The organism is Clostridium culturomicium, assembly GCF_000821305.1.
Taxonomy (GTDB): domain Bacteria; phylum Bacillota; class Clostridia; order Clostridiales; family Clostridiaceae; genus Clostridium_J; species Clostridium_J culturomicium.
The window spans coordinates 400,503-417,599 of record NZ_CCXK01000015.1 but is presented as its reverse complement, the minus strand read 5'-3'; the positions used below and the strand labels follow the sequence as shown (position 1 = coordinate 417,599).

Sequence of the window (17,097 nt, the reverse complement as noted above, 5' to 3'; positions counted from 1 at the left end):
GAGGTGAACTCATGGGTATTGCTGGCTTAGTTGATTTAAAAAAGAGGATTAAGTCTATACAAAATACAAAAAAACTTACTAAAGCAATGGCATTAGTAGCCACATCAAAATTAAAGAAAACGAGAGGGAGTCTAGAAAGAAATAATACATATTTCGAAAGCTATAATGAAGTAATGAGTGAGATTATTCCTACAATAAACAAAGAAAGTAAATATATTAAAAGAAATAAAGGGAGTAAGGATAAATTAATTATAGTTATTACCTCAGATTTAGGAATGTGTGGTTCATACAACTTTAGCTTAGTTAACAAGGTGGAAGAACTAACAAGTGGAAATATGGACTCAAGTAAAATAGTAGTTATAGGAGAAAAGGGGAAGTCACTATTTAAGAGGTATAAATTTAATTTATTAGATTTTGATGGGAAGGTTTCTGATATACCATCTATTGATGAAGCAAAGGTCATATTTGAATATGGATATGATATGTTTGAAAAAGGGCTAGTTAGTGAGGTTATATTAGTTTACACCTGGTTTAAGAATCCATTAGTAAAGCAACCGGTAGATAAAGTTATGCTTCCACTTCAAATTAAGGATGAAGTGGAAGTTCAAAGCAAGGAAGAGTTTGATATTGAAGGAAACAGGGATGAATTAATGGATGCGCTTATTCCTTCATATTGTAATTCTATGGTTTATAATGCATTGATAAATGCAAAAACTGCTGAGCAGAGCTATAGAATGGAAACGATGAATAGTGCTTCTAAAAATGCTGGTGATTTAATTTCAAGCTTAGAAATTAAATACAATAGAATTAGACAAAGTGCTATTACACAGGAGATTTCTGAAATAGTTGGTGGTTCAGAAGCACAAGGTTAATTTATGATACAAAACGAAAGATAGGAGGAGCTGTATGTAAGGGATGTAACTCGGAACTGAAATGCAGCAATTTGATATGGCAAGAAATATGTCACAAAGAGTTGGGAAAGTGGTTCAGATAATTGGACCTGTAATAGATATAAGGTTTGATGAAGATTCACTGCCTAATATCTATAATGCAATAGAAATAAAAATGGATGGAAGAGTTGTAGTTTCTGAGGTTGAGCAGCATATAGGTGATGACATAGTAAGAACTATATCAATGGAACCAACTGAAGGGCTAAAGCGTGGCTTAAGAGCAATAGATACAGGACGTCCAATTGAAGTGCCTGTAGGCGAGAAGGTTTTAGGAAGATTGTTTAATGTGCTTGGACAGACAAAAGATGATAAGGGACCTATCGATACAGATAAATACTATACTATTCATAGATCGGCACCAACCTTTGAGGAGCAGGCTGTTGAACCAGAAATTTTTGAAACTGGAATTAAGGTAATTGATTTAATAGCTCCTTATCAAAAGGGTGGAAAAATTGGTTTATTTGGTGGCGCAGGAGTAGGAAAGACAGTTCTTATACAAGAGCTTATAAACAATATTGCAAGAGAGCATGGTGGATTATCTGTTTTTACAGGAGTTGGAGAACGTACCAGAGAAGGAAATGACTTATATCATGAAATGCTTGATTCAGGAGTTATAGATAAGACTGCCCTGGTGTTTGGCCAAATGAATGAGTCACCAGGAGCAAGAATGAGAGTTGCACTTACTGGATTAACTATGGCAGAATATTTTAGAGATGAAGGTCAAGATGTGCTTTTATTTATAGATAATATATTTAGATTCACTCAAGCTGGATCAGAAGTTTCGGCACTTCTTGGAAGAATACCAAGTGCCGTAGGATATCAGCCTACATTGGCAACTGAGATGGGAGCTTTGCAGGAGAGAATAACTTCGACTAATAGCGGATCAATTACATCAGTTCAAGCGGTTTATGTTCCTGCTGATGACTTAACAGACCCGGCCCCTGCTACGACATTCTCTCACTTAGATGCAACAACAGTTTTATCAAGATCTATTGTAGAGCTTGGTATATATCCAGCTGTAGATCCACTGGAGTCCTCTTCAAGGGTTTTAGATCCAAGAATTGTTGGAAAGGAACATTATGAAGTAGCTACGGAGGTAAAATCTATTTTAGAAAAGTATAAAGAACTTCAAGATATAATTGCAATTTTAGGAATAGATGAGTTATCAGATGAAGATAAATTAGTAGTAAAAAGAGCAAGAAGAGTTCAGCGTTTTTTATCACAGCCTTTCACTGTTGGAGAGCAGTTTACAGGAATAAAAGGAAAATATGTTTCTGTAAAGGATACAGTAAGGGGGTTCAAGGAAATTTTAGAAGGAAAATATGATTCGTTACCAGAAGCAGCTTTTTTATTTGCTGGAACTATAGAGGACGTTATTAATAAAGCTAATGAAATGAAATAAAGGAGGGGTAACATTGGAAAAGGTTTTTAAGCTGAAAATTGTTACTCCTGAAGAAGATTTTTTTGAAGGTGACGTAGTAAGTTTAAATTGTGCAACTACAGATGGCAGAAGAGGTGTTTTAGCAAATCATTGTGCTATGCTTGCAGCAGTTATTCCAAGTATAACAGCCTTTGAGGATGCTTCAGGTAGAAAATATAAAGCAAAAACTTCCCAAGGAGTTTTAAAGGTGAAAAAAAATAATGTGGTTATACTTTGTGATTCCGCAAGCTGGGAAGAAAAATAGAGTCTGTGTAACTTTAACTTCAGAAATAACTTTCGTAAAAGGATATTGGGATTAATGATGAGATACCAACATCCTTTTAATTTTTCTTAGAAACAAGTAAGCACATATTAATAAGAAAATTATATATTAATAGTATAAGTAACAAATATTCATCCATTGAAGCAAAGGGAAGAATAAAAAAATGATTTAGTGTAAATAATTTACAGTAAGAAGGGCGGATGGAGGTTTGTTATGATGTTAAATAAAAAAATATTAGTAGGAATTATGTTAGTACTATTTCTTATTACTTCTAATAATGTTTTTTATGGGTATGAAGATTTTAGTATGATAGATGAAGTTTTAAAAAAGATTGAGGTATCAATAAAGGAATGTAAGGTATCTGGAAATTTTAGCAGTATAAAAAGTAAAAATGAGATATATGATGAATTAGTAAGTAAAGTGGCTAACTCAATTGGACAAGTTGACATTAGTTCGGAAGATAAAAATATGTTTAAAATTTACAATGGTGATGAAGTATATTTGGGCGAAATTACAATACTACCCTATAAAAAAGAATATAAGGTTACTTTTAGTATTTCTATAGATGGTGATAATTTAACTTTTGATAAAAAAGATAAGTTACAAGCAAAATTAAGAGAGGTTTTATCCATTTTTGATAGCAATGTAGAATATTCACTATGTGTAAAAAGTGAAATCTTAAATAATACTATGGATGAAGTTAGAGATATAGTTATTAATAACTTAAGTTTATATGAAGCGAAAAATACAGATGAAGTAAAGATAAATAATGGATATAGTATTATTGGATACACAGGGTTAAACAATAAAAGAACTATTTTAGGAAAAGATATTGATTTTAATTGTGCAATAGTTAAATATTCTTCAGGGTGCTATTTAATAATGGGGGAACCAGAAATAACAATTACTTATTGATAATAGCATTTAAAATGGAGGATTAACATGTGTAAATTTTATATAAAGGGAAATAATCGCTTAAGTGGTGACGTAAACATAAGTTCAGCTAAAAATTCAGTATTACCTATACTTGCATCAACAATATTAGCCGATGGGGTTTCGGTTATAAATAATGCGCCTAATATAGAAGATGTATATGTACTATGTGATGTGCTCAGATCACTTTCAGCAGAAGTTACTATAGATAAGAATAATAATATAATGATTGACTCTAAAAAATTAAGCGATAAGAATATTGATAATGATCTGATCGGTAAGATGAGAGCCGCTTTTTTAGTTTTAGGACCACTAGTTGCAAGGCTAGGAAAAGCAAGGATATCTCTGCCAGGAGGTTGTAAAATAGGAGCTAGACCAATAGATTTATATCTTAAGGGTCTTAAATCATTGGGTGCGACAGTGAAAGAAGAATGTGGATATGTTGAGGTTACTGCAACAAGGTTTGTAGGTGGAACAGTATTTTTAGACTATCCATCAGTTGGAGCTACTGAACTTTTGATGATGGCTGGTGCAATTGCAGACGGGACAACTTATATTGAAAATGCAGCTAGAGAACCAGAAATTGTTGATTTGGCAATGTTTTTAAAGAAGATGGGTGCAAGGATTACTGGTGCAGGAACTAGTTCTATTTATATAAAAGGTGTAAAAAAATTATCCGGAGCAACTTATACTCCTATGTTTGATAGAATAGAGGCTGGAACTATGATGATAGCTGCAGCTATGACTAAAGGAAAAATAAACATTATAGGGGTTAAGGAAGAATGGATGAAACCCGCAATATTTAAGTTGAGAGAAATGGGTGTAAAAATTAATTGTAATGGAAATCAAATGTTTGTTGATGGAGATGTGGATTTGAGAGCAATAGATATAACAACAATGCCACATCCAGGTTTTCCAACAGATTTGCAATCACAAATGTTAAGTTTATTATGTATTGCGGAAGGTACAAGCACTGTGAAAGAGACTGTTTTTGAAAATAGATTTGTACAGGTGCCAGAATTAAGAAGAATGGGTGCGGATATAAAAATTATAGACGGTAAGGTTGCAAGTATAAATGGGGTTCAGAAGTTGACAGGTGCTAGTGTTGCAGCTCCAGATCTTCGAGCAGGAGCAGGATTAATTTTAGCTGGTTTAGGAGCTCAGGGGGATACTGAAGTAGATAATATATACTTTGTAGACAGAGGTTATGTAGCTTTTGAAGAAAAGCTTGCGGCTTTAGGCGCGGATATTGAAAGAAAATAAATTTGAAATGTATTTTAATTTATATAGATATAGGCTTTGACTTTGTATGAAGGTCGAAGCTTATTTTTGATAATGGTATAAATTTGTAAAGAGTGTTAAAGAGGTATAAAAGCAGAGGCAATGGCATATTCATTAGAGTGGATAAGTTGAAGTCGGCAAAATTTAAAATTCTTTGAGACAAATGGCTAAAGCTTATCTTTAAAATTCATGAAAAAATGAGTTTAATTTAGGAGGAGATAAGTTTGAGTTATTACAAGAGAGGTAGAGTAAGTATAAATTTTGAAAGTGTGATAAAGATAGGTAAGCCAATAATCAGCATAATATTATATTCATCAATATTTTTAGGTTTTTTAATATTTTCATATGAATTTATATTAGGAGATCATGATGAACAAGCTAAAAGCAACATACCAGAACAAGCTGAAACTGTAGCTGTTAGTGGAGAGAGCAAGGTGCAAACGCCTGTAGTTGAAAATGCTGAAAGTAATATACCGTTAGATGTTAGTATTAAAACAATCAAAGTATATTTAAATGATGAGGGAAGATTTGTTGAATTAAATTTAGAGGAGTATGTAAAGGGTGTTGTCTGTAGTGAAATGCCATTAAATTTTAATAAAGAAGCACTTAAGGCGCAAGCTATAGTTGCAAGAACTTATGCAATATCACATGCCATGGAAGGTGGATGTTCAAAATATGGTGGAGATGTCTGTGATACGGTGCACTGTCAGGTATACACATCAAAAGATACTAAAATAGCTCAATTAGGAGCTCTAGGGGAAAGCAGATGGGACCTTGTTGAGGCTGTAGTTAATGAAACTGAGGGTATGGTTTTAAGCTATGAGGGAGCAATTGCTACAGGAGCATTTTACTTTTCAACAAGTAGCGGAAGAACAGAAAATGTAGAAGAGGTTTTTTCGACTGCTATACCATATTTAAGAAGCGTTGAGAGTTTAGGTGAGGAAGTTGCACCTAGATATACAAGTACGGAGACTTATGATTTAAATAGATTTGTGCAGATTGTCAATTCCAGTTTTAGTAAAGCAAATTTAGCAGCAGCAAATCTTAGTAGTCAAATTTCGATTAATAGTTATACTGGAGGTGGAGCTGTGAAAGAAATTACTCTAGGAGGAGCAACCATATCCGGAGTAGAGTTTAGAAAGATTTTTGGTTTAAATTCAGCAAATTTTAGTTTGGAGTTTTTAAGCAACCAAGTAAATATTAACTGTAAGGGCTTTGGTCATGGTGTAGGAATGAGTCAATGGGGTGCTAATGTGATGGCTGGTGAGGGGAAGAGCTGTGAAGAAATTCTTAAGCATTACTATACTGGTATAAATATAGATAAAATTAACAATTAAATAAGTTTTATATAAGACACAGGTTTTAAATATTAACCTACATATATAATGATTTCAACAAGAATAAGGTCATATGACCTTATTCTTTTTTTTATAAAATATAAAAATTTTTATAAAAACACTAAAATTTTAAAGAAATTTTGAAAAAAATTTTCTTTATATGTATTAATTTTCTAATATGCGTCCACAATACTGATGGAGGTGTTTTTATGAACAATAATTTAAACAAAATGAAGCAATTCTTCAAAAAAGAAGGCTTCTATGTGATTTTATTTGTGTGCTTATGTGCTGTTGCTACAGTTGCTGCAATAACAGCAGGAAGAAATAACAGCAAAAGTACAGATAATAATGAAAATGTAGCAGTAGTTGAGCAAACAAATAAAGAAAATATGGTAAACAAACCAGAGAATCCTGGTAATGCATTACAAGTTAAAGAGGAACTTGGAGATGTGCCAGTAGTTCAAAATAATGATGAAACTGCACAAGTTTCAAATTCATCTGATATGACTTTCCAAAATCCTGTTGTAGGTACTTTGGGAAGAGCATATGCTGAGGATCCAGTATTATTTAAAACTACAAACACTTATAAAACTCATTTAGCTATGGATATAAAAGCTGAAGAAGGTGCTGCTGTTGCTGCAGTAGGTGCTGGAGTTGTTAAAAAAGTAGGTGTAGATACTGAAGGAAATTATGTAGAAATTGATCATCAAAATGGACTAACTACAGTTTATGGTAATCTTCAAGAACAAGTGGCGGTTAAAGAAGGCGATGCTGTAACAGCAGGCCAACAAGTTGGAACTATCGGAAATACTACAAATCTAGCATATGAAGAATATGGAACATATCTTCATTTCCAAGTAATGAAGGATGGCGTTGCAGTAGATCCAGCTAAATATGTTACTTACGAAAAGTAGCTAAATAAAAATTAAATCACTAATCAGCTTTTAAATTAAAGTTTAAAAGCTGATTAGTGGGTAATTTAAAAGCTGATGTTAGCATATTTATAATTATAGAAGGGTTAAGGAGGTAACACTTTGAAAGACTATATTGAAGATAGAGTATTAGAAGTAGCAAAATATATTATAGAGTCCGAGGCCACAATAAGAAAGACGGCATCGGTTTTTGGAGTAAGTAAAAGTACAATTCACAAAGATATGACTGAAAGATTACCAAAAATTAATGCTCAAATAGCAGAAGAAGCCAAAAATATTTTGGATTTAAATAAGGCTGAACGACATATAAGAGGTGGAAAAGCCACAAAAATGAAGTATAAAACAATTGAAGGTTAATTAGAATAGTAATATAATAAACATGTAATATAATCTTTAGTAAATATTGTATAGTATTTCAGAAAGAAGAAAATACTAATGAGCAGGAGTGAAATTTAGATGTTTTGGAGTCTAGGAACGGATATGGGTATTGACTTAGGGACAGCCACGGTTCTAGTTTTTATGAAGGGTAAAGGCATAATTTTAAAGGAACCTTCAGTTGTAGCCATAGATAAAAATGCAAACAAAGTTTTAGCTGTTGGCGAAGAAGCTAGAAAAATGATCGGTAGAACACCAGGAAACATTGTCGCTATACGTCCTTTAAGAGATGGAGTAATATCAGATTATGATGTTACAGAAAAAATGTTAGAACATTTTATAAAGAAGGCTTGTGGGAAACGAAAGATGTCAACTCCAAGAGTTGTTATGTGTGTTCCATGCGAAGCAACAGAAGTTGAGAGAAGAGCTGTTGAAGATGCAGCAAGAAATGCTGGTGCTAAAAAGGTATTTTTAGTTGAAGAACCATTAGCAGCAGCGATAGGAGCTGGGCTTGATATAACTAGAGCTAGCGGAAATATGGTAATAGACATAGGTGGAGGAACAACAGATATCGCAATTATTTCATTAGGTGGTATGGTTGTTAGAGAATCCATTAAAATTGCTGGAGATAATTTTGATGAAGCAATAATTCGTTACATAAGAAAGAAACATAAGTTAATGATTGGGGAAAGAACAGCTGAAGATCTAAAGATGAGTATAGGATGTGCTTATCCAAAAGCAGAAGATGAAAAGGCTGAAATAAGAGGACGAGATCTTATTACTGGACTGCCTAAGAATATTACAGTTTATGCTAGTGAAATGGAAGAGGCGCTTAAAGAAGCTGTAACAGCTATAGCAGAGTGTGCCCATTCTGTACTAGAGAAGACTCCACCAGAGTTAGCTGCAGATATTGCAGAGCAAGGAATTATAATGACAGGTGGAGGAGCATTATTAGATGGACTAGACAAGCTTATTGAAGAAGTTACTAATGTACCTGTACATATAGCTGAAGATTCAGTATCATGTGTTGCAAGTGGTACAGGTAAAATGTTAGAGTTTGTTGATAAGTTAGATGATACTTATGATGGATATAATGTTTCGATCGGATATTAAATAAATTTTTTTATCGAAATTTTCTATAAGTGAATATTTAAGCTTAAAATTGGACAATGTGAGCCTGCTTAACCTAATATGTTTGGTGTAAAGGCTCATTTAAGCTATAGTTTATTCAATCTTAAAAAATGCCTAGTATAATTTAAAATTTATACTAGGCATTTTTTAGTCATAGAATTATTTTTTGCTTAAAGCACTTAAATAGTATCCATGCATAATGCCATTAGTTATAACCTTAGATATTTCTAAAATTAAACTTAATCGAATATTTCGAGTTGTAAAGGGTTCATCAATTTCACTAGAATCAACAATTCCTATGATTGAAATATCACCTACAGGAGGAAGTGATTTGCCAACACCTTTCCCTGGATTTATAGGATAATCTCTTATTTGAACTTCGCCAATTTTACCTGGTGGACCTAAGCAAGCATCTATTCCGATTATTTTTGAGTCAGGGTGTTTAGCTTTTATATAAGTTAGTTTGTCATCTAAGTTAAGAGCATGAATTGGATTTTGAATCGTGCCATACACAGGGAGAGGAAAGAATTTTTCCTCTAACATACTGCCAACAAGAGGTCCTAAACAATCACCAATACATCTATCTGTTCCAATACAAACAATAATCGTGTTTGTAGTAATTTCTTCTTTTAAAAAGGTTGATAAGGAGTAATAACCTAATGGATCTTTATAATGAATCTTTATATTGCTCACAGAAACACCTCCATATGAATTTATATGAAGATAAAACGGTATAAATTCTTAAAAAAAAGGAATAATTTAGATAGTTTTAAAAATGGAGGGTTTTAGTTATGGACAGAAAAAAATATTCGATTTTTGTTATCCTGTATACTATTTTTAATATAGGATTATTAATGGGAGCAAGTGATTATATACAGCAGGCATATAAAAATGAGTATAGTGATGAAAAACAAGTAAATTCAATTGATGTTAATGATAATTTAAATAGTGAAGTAAGTAATGAGGAAAATCAGAATAAAAATGAAAATTTAGCACAGAATAATGCTGAAAATCAAATTTCAACCTCAGATAAAGAAAAAAATAAAATGCAAGATACTTATGTTAGTGACGATGAGATTTTAAATTATAATCAAAGTTATAACAGCAGCAGTTATGCAACAAGAAATTCATCAACTCAAAGTAATAAAGTTTTTAAAGTTACGGCAGAGGAGATTATTGGTGATTTAAATCCTATTGAAAAGGCTAAAATTTTATGGGTTTGCAGAAAACTTACTAAAGAAGAATATAATGAAATTGAAGAATATCTTTCTTATAGAAATGAAAAGCTTGGAGTGATGAAAGTATATGCTATATTAGAAAAAAAATTAGATGATGAAAGTCTTGAGGAAGTTAAGGAGATTTTTTCTAAATATATAGATACAGATAAGGTGAAGGAAATATATTACTAATTTACAATATTCAAATAGTCTAAATAATAAATATTGCATAAATAAAAACAAAAAAATTAAAAAATAATGAAATTAGGGGTTGAAAAATAATCAATATAATTGTATACTAAGTCTTGTCAGTTTACTAAGTTATAAATTGATGAAAAATTAATCAAGAATTAAGTTGTTTCTTAATTAATTATAATGTGGAGGAGTTCCCGAGAGGCCAAAGGGGGCAGACTGTAAATCTGTTACGTTTCGTTTCGATGGTTCGAATCCGTCCTCCTCCACCATACAACTTTAAATTAAATATATAACATTTAATATGCTTCCATGGCTCAACGGTAGAGCAGCTGATTTGTAATCAGCAGGTTGTTGGTTCGATTCCGACTGGAAGCTCCATTAAGTGGAGGAGTTCCCGAGAGGCCAAAGGGGGCAGACTGTAAATCTGTTACGTTTCGTTTCGATGGTTCGAATCCGTCCTCCTCCACCATATACGGTCGCATAGCTCAGCTGGGAGAGCACCTGCCTTACAAGCAGGGGGTCACAGGTTCGATCCCTGTTGCGACCACCATTTTAAATTTAAATATAAACATTTAATATGCTTCCATGGCTCAACGGTAGAGCAGCTGATTTGTAATCAGCAGGTTGTTGGTTCGATTCCGACTGGAAGCTCCATTAAATGGAGGAGTTCCCGAGAGGCCAAAGGGGGCAGACTGTAAATCTGTTACGTTTCGTTTCGATGGTTCGAATCCGTCCTCCTCCACCATACACGGTCGCATAGCTCAGCTGGGAGAGCACCTGCCTTACAAGCAGGGGGTCACAGGTTCGATCCCTGTTGCGACCACCATTTAAATTTAAAATATAAATATTTAATTTGCTTCCATGGCTCAACGGTAGAGCAGCTGATTTGTAATCAGCAGGTTGTTGGTTCGATTCCGACTGGAAGCTCCATTTTATTTTTTGGAGGAGTTCCCGAGAGGCCAAAGGGGGCAGACTGTAAATCTGTTACGTTTCGTTTCGATGGTTCGAATCCGTCCTCCTCCACCATTAAAGACATCAATTAATTGATGTCTTTTTATTTTAAACTTCTAAAACTTATTTATAAAATACAGTTTATTGTCTTAAAGAAATATAAACTAGAATAAGGATTAGTATTTATTGATTAAAATAATGTTGACACTATAAAACTACTGTGATATTATCATTGTATAATTAAAAAAAGAATACTCTTATCAAGAGTGGTGGAGGGAAAGGCCCTATGAAACCCAGCAACCAGCGTGAAATAACGCATTGGTGCCAAATCCTGCAGTTTAACTGCAAGATAAGAAAAGCTTAGTTCGTTTATACTAAACCTCTTCTTGTCGTGCAAGAAGAGGTTTTATTATTTGCACAATAATCTCTAAGTATTTTTGGTAAGAATATGTCTTGACATTTAAGGAGGATATATTAATGAGAAGATTATTTACATCAGAATCAGTAACGGAAGGACATCCAGATAAGATTTGTGATCAGATATCAGATGGAATTTTAGATGCAATTTTAGAGAAGGATCCAAATGCAAGAGTTGCGTGTGAAACCGCTGTAACAACAGGGTTAGTTATGGTTATGGGGGAAATTAGCACAAACTGCTATGTCGATTTTCAAAAGGTGGTTAGAGAGACTGTAAGAGGTATTGGTTATGACAGAGCTAAATTCGGATTTGACTGTGATACGTGTGCCGTAATAACTTCAGTCGATGAGCAGTCATCAGACATAGCAATGGGTGTTGATGAGGCTTTAGAAAGCAAAAAAGGTGAGAAAGATGGTATAGAAGCTATAGGAGCTGGAGACCAAGGAATGATGTTTGGTTTTGCTACAAATGAAACAGAAGCATATATGCCATTACCAATCTACATGGCTCACAGATTATCTAGAAAATTAACAGAGGTAAGAAAGAACGGAACTTTAGAGTATTTAAGACCGGATGGAAAGACACAGGTTACAGTAGAATATGAAGGAAATACTCCTGTAAGAATAGATACTATAGTAATTTCAACTCAACATGGACCAGAAATTGCGAGAGAGCAAATAGAAGAAGATTTAATTAAATATGTAATAAATGAAGTAGTTCCAAATGAGTTATTGGATGAGAATACAAGATATTTCATTAATCCAACGGGAAGATTTGTTATTGGGGGACCACAAGGTGACTCAGGATTAACAGGAAGAAAAATAATAGTAGATACTTACGGTGGATCAGGCAGACATGGTGGTGGAGCTTTCTCAGGAAAAGATCCAACAAAGGTTGATAGATCTGCAGCATATGCAGCTAGATGGGTTGCTAAGAACTTAGTTGCAGCTGGAGTTGCCGATAAGCTTGAGATTCAACTTGCTTATGCAATAGGAGTTGCGAGACCAGTATCTATTGAAATTGAAACCTTTGGAACTGGCAAGTATGCTGAAGATAAAATTATAGAGATAGTGAATGCGGTGTTTGACTTAAGACCAGCAGCAATTATTAAGGAGCTTGACTTAAGAAGACCAATTTACAAGCAGACTGCAGCATATGGTCACTTTGGTAGAATTGATTTAGACTTACCATGGGAAAGCTTAAATAAAGTTGAAGATATAAAAAAATATTTATAATAAAAACTAATGTAAGGCCTACATCATTTTAAAGTGATGTAGGCTTTTTTAAATATATATATGAAACTTAGCTTCAGATTCCTTTGGTGGAGTACTTAACTAAGTAAGTTTGAACGGCTAAAGCATAGATGTAATCCGTGGAAAGTCTACTTACAAAATTATAGATTTTGAGTGTCACTTGTAGATTATCACGTAAGTTTTACTTAGCCAAATTATAAATTTGGAGTGAAGCTTATGTTAACAGAAGGTAAAAGTAAGAATATTATTGTTATAGTATTGATATAGGATTGAGGAATTTTGTTATAATAGTAATAGGTATATTTATTTTCAATATGATTTATGATAAGAATTGAAAATTTAAGTATGTATAGGATTGTTTTAAGCAATGATGTAAAATAGAATTGAAATTATAGTAATCAAATATCAAGTGGTATATATATTAATTTTTAGGAGCGATTTTATGGTAACTATTGAAGGTGTGGTTGATAGTGTAGTATTTAGAAATGAAGAAAACGGCTATACCATATGTAGAATTAAAAGTGAGAAGGAAATAGTAACAGTAGTTGGTTCAATTCCATATATTAATGAGGGACAAGAATACAAAATAGATGGAGAATGGACTGTTCATCCTAAATTTGGAAAACAGTTTAAATTGGAGACTATCTGCGAAATAATTCCAACAACCACATCAGGAATAGAAAAGTATTTAGCAAGTGGAGTTATTGAGGGAATTGGAAAGGTTACAGCAAAGAAAATTGTTGATTTCTTTGGTGAAGAAACTTTGAAAATAATGGATAACAGTATAGAAAGATTAGCAGAGATTCCTGGAATAGGTAAGAAAAAGATAGATACTATAACTAAATCCTATCTTGAACAGCGTGTGACAAAGGATATAATTATGTTTTTTCAAGCCTATGGTATTACAGTTAATATGGCAATGAAAATTTATAAAAGGTTTGGTGCGAGCTGTATAAACTTAGTGAAGGATAACCCATATATATTGACAGAATATATTAGTGGAATTGGTTTTAAAACTGCTGATGCTATTGCTAAAAGTCTTGGTGTAGAAAAAGATTCCCTTTTTAGAATTAAAAGTGGAATATCTTATATAATAAATGAATTTTGTGCCATGGGTAATACATTTATACCTTTAGAAAAGCTTACTGCTAAAGGCATGACACTTCTTGAAATCAGTAATGAAAAGATGGATGAAGGGATTTATGAACTTATATTAGACGGAAAAATTAAAATTGAGCAGGTAGAAGAAGTTGCAGCAGTATATAATATGTCCTATTTATATCTTGAAATGTCTGTAACAAAAAAGATAATTGAGCTTGCAACAACAAAGTATGATAAATTATCTTTAGATATAGATTTAGAAGTAAGAAACTTTGAAAAAAATGCTGAGTTCAGGTTAGCGCAGTCACAAAGAGAAGCTGTTGAAGGAGCTTTTCTTAATGGGATAGAAGTTATAACTGGAGGACCAGGAACAGGAAAAACGACAATAATTAATTGTATTGTAAGTATATTTGAAAATTTGGGTTTAAAGGTTTTTATGGCTGCGCCTACTGGACGTGCAGCTAAAAGAATGGCTGAGGCAACTGGGCGAGAAGCAAAAACTATACACAGATTATTGGAAATAGGAAAGTATAACGAGGGTGATTTAGATGAAATTGAAAATGAAACCTCAAATATTGAGTGTGATGTATTAGTAGTTGACGAGGCATCCATGATAGATATTAGTCTTATGAATGCACTTTTAAAGGCAATGCAGTTAGGAACTAGATTAATAATAGTTGGAGATGTGGATCAGCTGCCGTCAGTAGGTCCAGGGAATGTGCTTAGAGACATCATAGATAGTGAAGCTGTTAAAGTTGTAAGATTGAATGAAATATTTAGACAAGGGCAAGAAAGTATGATTGTTCAAAATGCCCACTTAATTAATGAAGGAAAAATGCCAATTTTAAATTCTAAGAATAGTGACTTTTATTTGGAGAGAGCAGCCGATAGTAACATTATGATGGAAAAAATAATTGGATTGGTTAAAACAAGGCTACCTAAGTTTAATAAAAGCTGGGATAGTATTAAGGATATTCAAGTTTTATCTCCCATGAGGAAAGGTGATATGGGAATTGACAATTTAAATATTGAACTTCAAAAGGTGCTGAATCCTAAAGGTAAAGAAAAGGCTGAAAAAGAGCTTAGAGAAGTTGTGTTTAGAGTTGGCGATAAGGTTATGCAGATAAAAAATAATTATACCTTAGAATGGTACAAGAAAAATACCTGTGAAGAGGGTAAAGGTGTATTTAATGGTGATGTTGGATACATAACAGATATAGATGAAGAAAAAAATACTGTAACGGTTAGTTTTGAGGATGATAAAGTTGTAGAGTATGAAGAAGCTGATTTAGACGAAATAACTTTAGCTTACGCAGTAACAATTCATAAGAGTCAGGGGAGTGAATTCCCTGTTGTGGTTATGCCCATGTTTATGGGGCCGCCTCTACTAATGAATAGAAATCTTCTTTATACAGGTATAACGAGAGCAAAGAAGCTTGTTGTTTTGGTTGGAAATACTCAAGTCGTAGAGTTTATGAAAAATAATAATAGAAGTTTTGAAAGATATTCCGGATTGAAGTGGAGAATAAGAGAAATAATTCATATGTAGATTGGGAGAATTATTATGTTGTTTTTTAAGAAGTCTAATAAAACTAAAAAAATCTCTAAGAAATCCATTGAGGATAAGATATTAGGCAGTGTTATGAAGAAGGTGCGTAAAATTAATGTAGTATCACCACTTAATAATAGGGCTGCAATATTTAATAAAACATTAGATTACGCAATAGCAGAAGGCAAAAAGATTTTATATATAATAAATAAGGATAAGGATGCGATAGATTTATCTGCAGGTTTAGCAAACTATATTGATGATCCATACTGTGAAGCAGTGGTTGGGAAAATAAATATATGCAGTCATAATGTCGGCATATATCTTGAAGATAAATTTGATTTAATAATTTATGATGAAGTAAATTCAAGGCCTATGTACACCAGAGAATCTATAAGTAAGTTGATGTGTAGTATTTCTGGCAGCTATGGAACAATGATAACTTATTCAATTGAACCTGTTTTTAGAAGTGGTATTACCATTTATAACTTAAAAGAGGATCTAGAATGTCCTATAGCGGAACCAAGATTTATTTCAACTAGAGTAAAGCTTGAAGAAGGAATACCTAACTGTGTATATGATTATCTAAAATGGTCAATTAATACTAATAATAAAGTTATAATATATGTTCCACATAAAGAGCAAGTTGATAAAATATATAAAGGGTTAAAAGATATAAAGGAGAATTTGACCAGCAATATATATAGGGTTAAGAGTGATGATTCTGGAAGAAAGCGATTTATCAGATTTTTACTTGCAGAGGAAGGTATATTAATAACTGATGATTTCAATGAAGAGCATATAGGGCTTAAGCCAGTAAATATTATGGTATTCTTTGCAGATAGTGATGTTTTTACCTATAAAGATTTAGTATATATTTCAAGCCGGGTTAACAGGATTTTGAAAAATACCAAGGAAGAGGTTATGTTTATCTGTAATAATGAAACTGAAGATATGGATAAATGTAGGAGTATTCTAAGGGAGTTAAATAAAAAAGCATGGGAGCAAGGTTATTTCAGAAGATAGGGTATATTTTTCAAAGCATAGCTTCAATTGTTTATAATAAGGGTGAAGTTTGTTTGCTTTGTGAAAATCCAGAAGAAAAAGAGTTAATTTGTGATGTATGTAAAAGTCAGATAAAAATATTAAAACTTAAATATGATGTTGAACAGCAAGGTATAAAATTCCCTTGTTGTTCTTTAGGTATTTATAGTTTTAACCTAAAGAAGTTAGTTTTAATGCTCAAATATGAAAATGAATTTATGGCAGGCAAGATTTTAGCTTCGTATTTATCAAGTTATATTAAAGAAGATTTAGAGGAAAATATAGATTTGATAACATTTGTTCCAAGCAGTAAGGCGTCATATAGAAAAAGAGGTTTTAATCAATGTGAGGTTTTATGCCAATATGTAAGTGAAGAATGTGGTATACCTTACAGAAGTTTAATGAGGAAGAAAAGTGAAGGACGAGATCAAATAGGTCTTGATACCAATAAGCGATGGGAAAATGTTAAAGATTCTTTTATGATGATTAATAAAGAAGAAGTGTTTAATAGAAAGATTTTATTAATTGATGATGTGGTGACTTCAGGTGCTACATCCTTTTATGGAGCGAAATGTCTTAAAGATGGAGGCGCTAGTGAAGTTTACATATTGACAGTTGCAAAAAGTAGAGTATAATAAAATAGTCGGGTCTGTGGTTGAAAGTCGAGGCCAGTCGCAGGCGAAACGATCCACGTAAGTTAGATAAAATGTTTAATGATCATGGTGCG

The 17,097-nt window shown here is 32.8% G+C and carries 15 protein-coding genes, 9 tRNA genes and 1 riboswitch; of the genes, 23 read left to right on the top strand and 1 reads right to left on the bottom strand.

Annotation, left to right across the window (positions count from 1 at the left end):
* The first annotated feature begins 11 nt into the window (after window positions 1–11).
* The 9 genes from atpG (at window position 12) to mreB (ending at window position 8,624) form a co-directional block, all read left to right on the top strand.
* Window positions 12–872, top strand: coding sequence for an ATP synthase F1 subunit gamma (gene atpG / locus BN1075_RS08885; protein ID WP_040192750.1), 861 nt, complete (start codon window positions 12–14; stop codon window positions 870–872).
* A gap of 88 nt (window positions 873–960) precedes the next feature.
* Window positions 961–2,352, top strand: coding sequence for a F0F1 ATP synthase subunit beta (atpD, locus tag BN1075_RS08880; protein ID WP_040192914.1), 1,392 nt, complete (start codon window positions 961–963; stop codon window positions 2,350–2,352).
* 13 nt (window positions 2,353–2,365) lie between these two features.
* Complete coding sequence (locus BN1075_RS08875) at window positions 2,366–2,635, top strand: F0F1 ATP synthase subunit epsilon (protein ID WP_052406485.1); 270 nt, start codon at window positions 2,366–2,368, stop codon at window positions 2,633–2,635.
* Window positions 2,636–2,866: 231 nt separating this feature from the next.
* Window positions 2,867–3,568 carry a YwmB family TATA-box binding protein gene (locus tag BN1075_RS20745; RefSeq protein ID WP_052406484.1) on the top strand — a complete coding sequence of 234 codons (702 nt, stop codon included), beginning with the start codon at window positions 2,867–2,869 and terminating at the stop codon, window positions 3,566–3,568.
* A 27-nt stretch (window positions 3,569–3,595) separates the two neighbouring features.
* A complete protein-coding gene (gene murA, locus BN1075_RS08865; RefSeq protein WP_040192749.1) occupies window positions 3,596–4,849 on the top strand; it encodes a UDP-N-acetylglucosamine 1-carboxyvinyltransferase in 1,254 nt (417 codons plus the stop codon).
* A 242-nt stretch (window positions 4,850–5,091) separates the two neighbouring features.
* Entirely contained in the window at window positions 5,092–6,204 is a 1,113-nt protein-coding gene (spoIID, locus tag BN1075_RS08860; protein ID WP_052406483.1) for a stage II sporulation protein D, read from the top strand.
* Window positions 6,205–6,413: 209 nt separating this feature from the next.
* On the top strand, window positions 6,414–7,118 hold the full coding sequence (locus BN1075_RS08855; protein ID WP_040192748.1) for a M23 family metallopeptidase: 705 nt from the start codon (window positions 6,414–6,416) through the stop codon (window positions 7,116–7,118).
* Between the two features lie 120 nt (window positions 7,119–7,238).
* Entirely contained in the window at window positions 7,239–7,493 is a 255-nt protein-coding gene (gene spoIIID, locus BN1075_RS08850) for a sporulation transcriptional regulator SpoIIID (protein WP_035135408.1), read from the top strand.
* 99 nt (window positions 7,494–7,592) lie between these two features.
* Window positions 7,593–8,624, top strand: a complete 1,032-nt coding sequence (mreB, locus tag BN1075_RS08845) for a rod shape-determining protein (protein WP_040192747.1) — start codon at window positions 7,593–7,595, stop codon at window positions 8,622–8,624.
* Window positions 8,625–8,801: 177 nt separating this feature from the next.
* On the opposite strand, the gene yyaC is transcribed toward mreB, so the two are convergent.
* Window positions 8,802–9,335 carry a spore protease YyaC gene (gene yyaC / locus BN1075_RS08840; protein WP_040192746.1) on the bottom strand — a complete coding sequence of 178 codons (534 nt, stop codon included), beginning with the start codon at window positions 9,333–9,335 and terminating at the stop codon, window positions 8,802–8,804.
* Window positions 9,336–9,433: 98 nt separating this feature from the next.
* On the opposite strand from yyaC, the gene BN1075_RS08835 reads away from it, so the two are divergent.
* From BN1075_RS08835 to BN1075_RS08770, 14 genes are all read left to right on the top strand, one after another.
* Complete coding sequence (locus BN1075_RS08835; RefSeq protein WP_040192745.1) at window positions 9,434–10,051, top strand: hypothetical protein; 618 nt, start codon at window positions 9,434–9,436, stop codon at window positions 10,049–10,051.
* 187 nt (window positions 10,052–10,238) lie between these two features.
* Window positions 10,239–10,323: transfer RNA gene (locus BN1075_RS08830), tRNA-Tyr, on the top strand.
* 34 nt (window positions 10,324–10,357) lie between these two features.
* Window positions 10,358–10,432, top strand: a tRNA-Thr gene (locus BN1075_RS08825).
* Between the two features lie 6 nt (window positions 10,433–10,438).
* A tRNA-Tyr gene (locus BN1075_RS08820) sits at window positions 10,439–10,523 on the top strand.
* Window positions 10,524–10,528: 5 nt separating this feature from the next.
* A tRNA-Val gene (locus BN1075_RS08815) sits at window positions 10,529–10,604 on the top strand.
* A 29-nt stretch (window positions 10,605–10,633) separates the two neighbouring features.
* Window positions 10,634–10,708: transfer RNA gene (locus BN1075_RS08810), tRNA-Thr, on the top strand.
* A gap of 6 nt (window positions 10,709–10,714) precedes the next feature.
* Window positions 10,715–10,799: transfer RNA gene (locus tag BN1075_RS08805), tRNA-Tyr, on the top strand.
* A gap of 5 nt (window positions 10,800–10,804) precedes the next feature.
* Window positions 10,805–10,880, top strand: a tRNA-Val gene (locus tag BN1075_RS08800).
* 29 nt (window positions 10,881–10,909) lie between these two features.
* Window positions 10,910–10,984, top strand: a tRNA-Thr gene (locus BN1075_RS08795).
* Window positions 10,985–10,995: 11 nt separating this feature from the next.
* Window positions 10,996–11,080: transfer RNA gene (locus BN1075_RS08790), tRNA-Tyr, on the top strand.
* Window positions 11,081–11,259: 179 nt separating this feature from the next.
* Window positions 11,260–11,361: riboswitch (SAM riboswitch) on the top strand.
* 121 nt (window positions 11,362–11,482) lie between these two features.
* Window positions 11,483–12,658, top strand: coding sequence for a methionine adenosyltransferase (gene metK, locus BN1075_RS08785; RefSeq protein WP_040192744.1), 1,176 nt, complete (start codon window positions 11,483–11,485; stop codon window positions 12,656–12,658).
* 460 nt (window positions 12,659–13,118) lie between these two features.
* Window positions 13,119–15,326, top strand: coding sequence for an SF1B family DNA helicase RecD2 (recD2, locus tag BN1075_RS08780; protein ID WP_040192743.1), 2,208 nt, complete (start codon window positions 13,119–13,121; stop codon window positions 15,324–15,326).
* A 15-nt stretch (window positions 15,327–15,341) separates the two neighbouring features.
* Entirely contained in the window at window positions 15,342–16,352 is a 1,011-nt protein-coding gene (locus tag BN1075_RS08775) for a hypothetical protein (RefSeq protein WP_052406482.1), read from the top strand.
* On the top strand, window positions 16,325–17,005 hold the full coding sequence (locus tag BN1075_RS08770) for a ComF family protein (protein ID WP_040192741.1): 681 nt from the start codon (window positions 16,325–16,327) through the stop codon (window positions 17,003–17,005). The genes BN1075_RS08775 and BN1075_RS08770 overlap by 28 nt, the downstream gene beginning before the upstream one ends.
* Window positions 17,006–17,097: the final 92 nt, after the last annotated feature.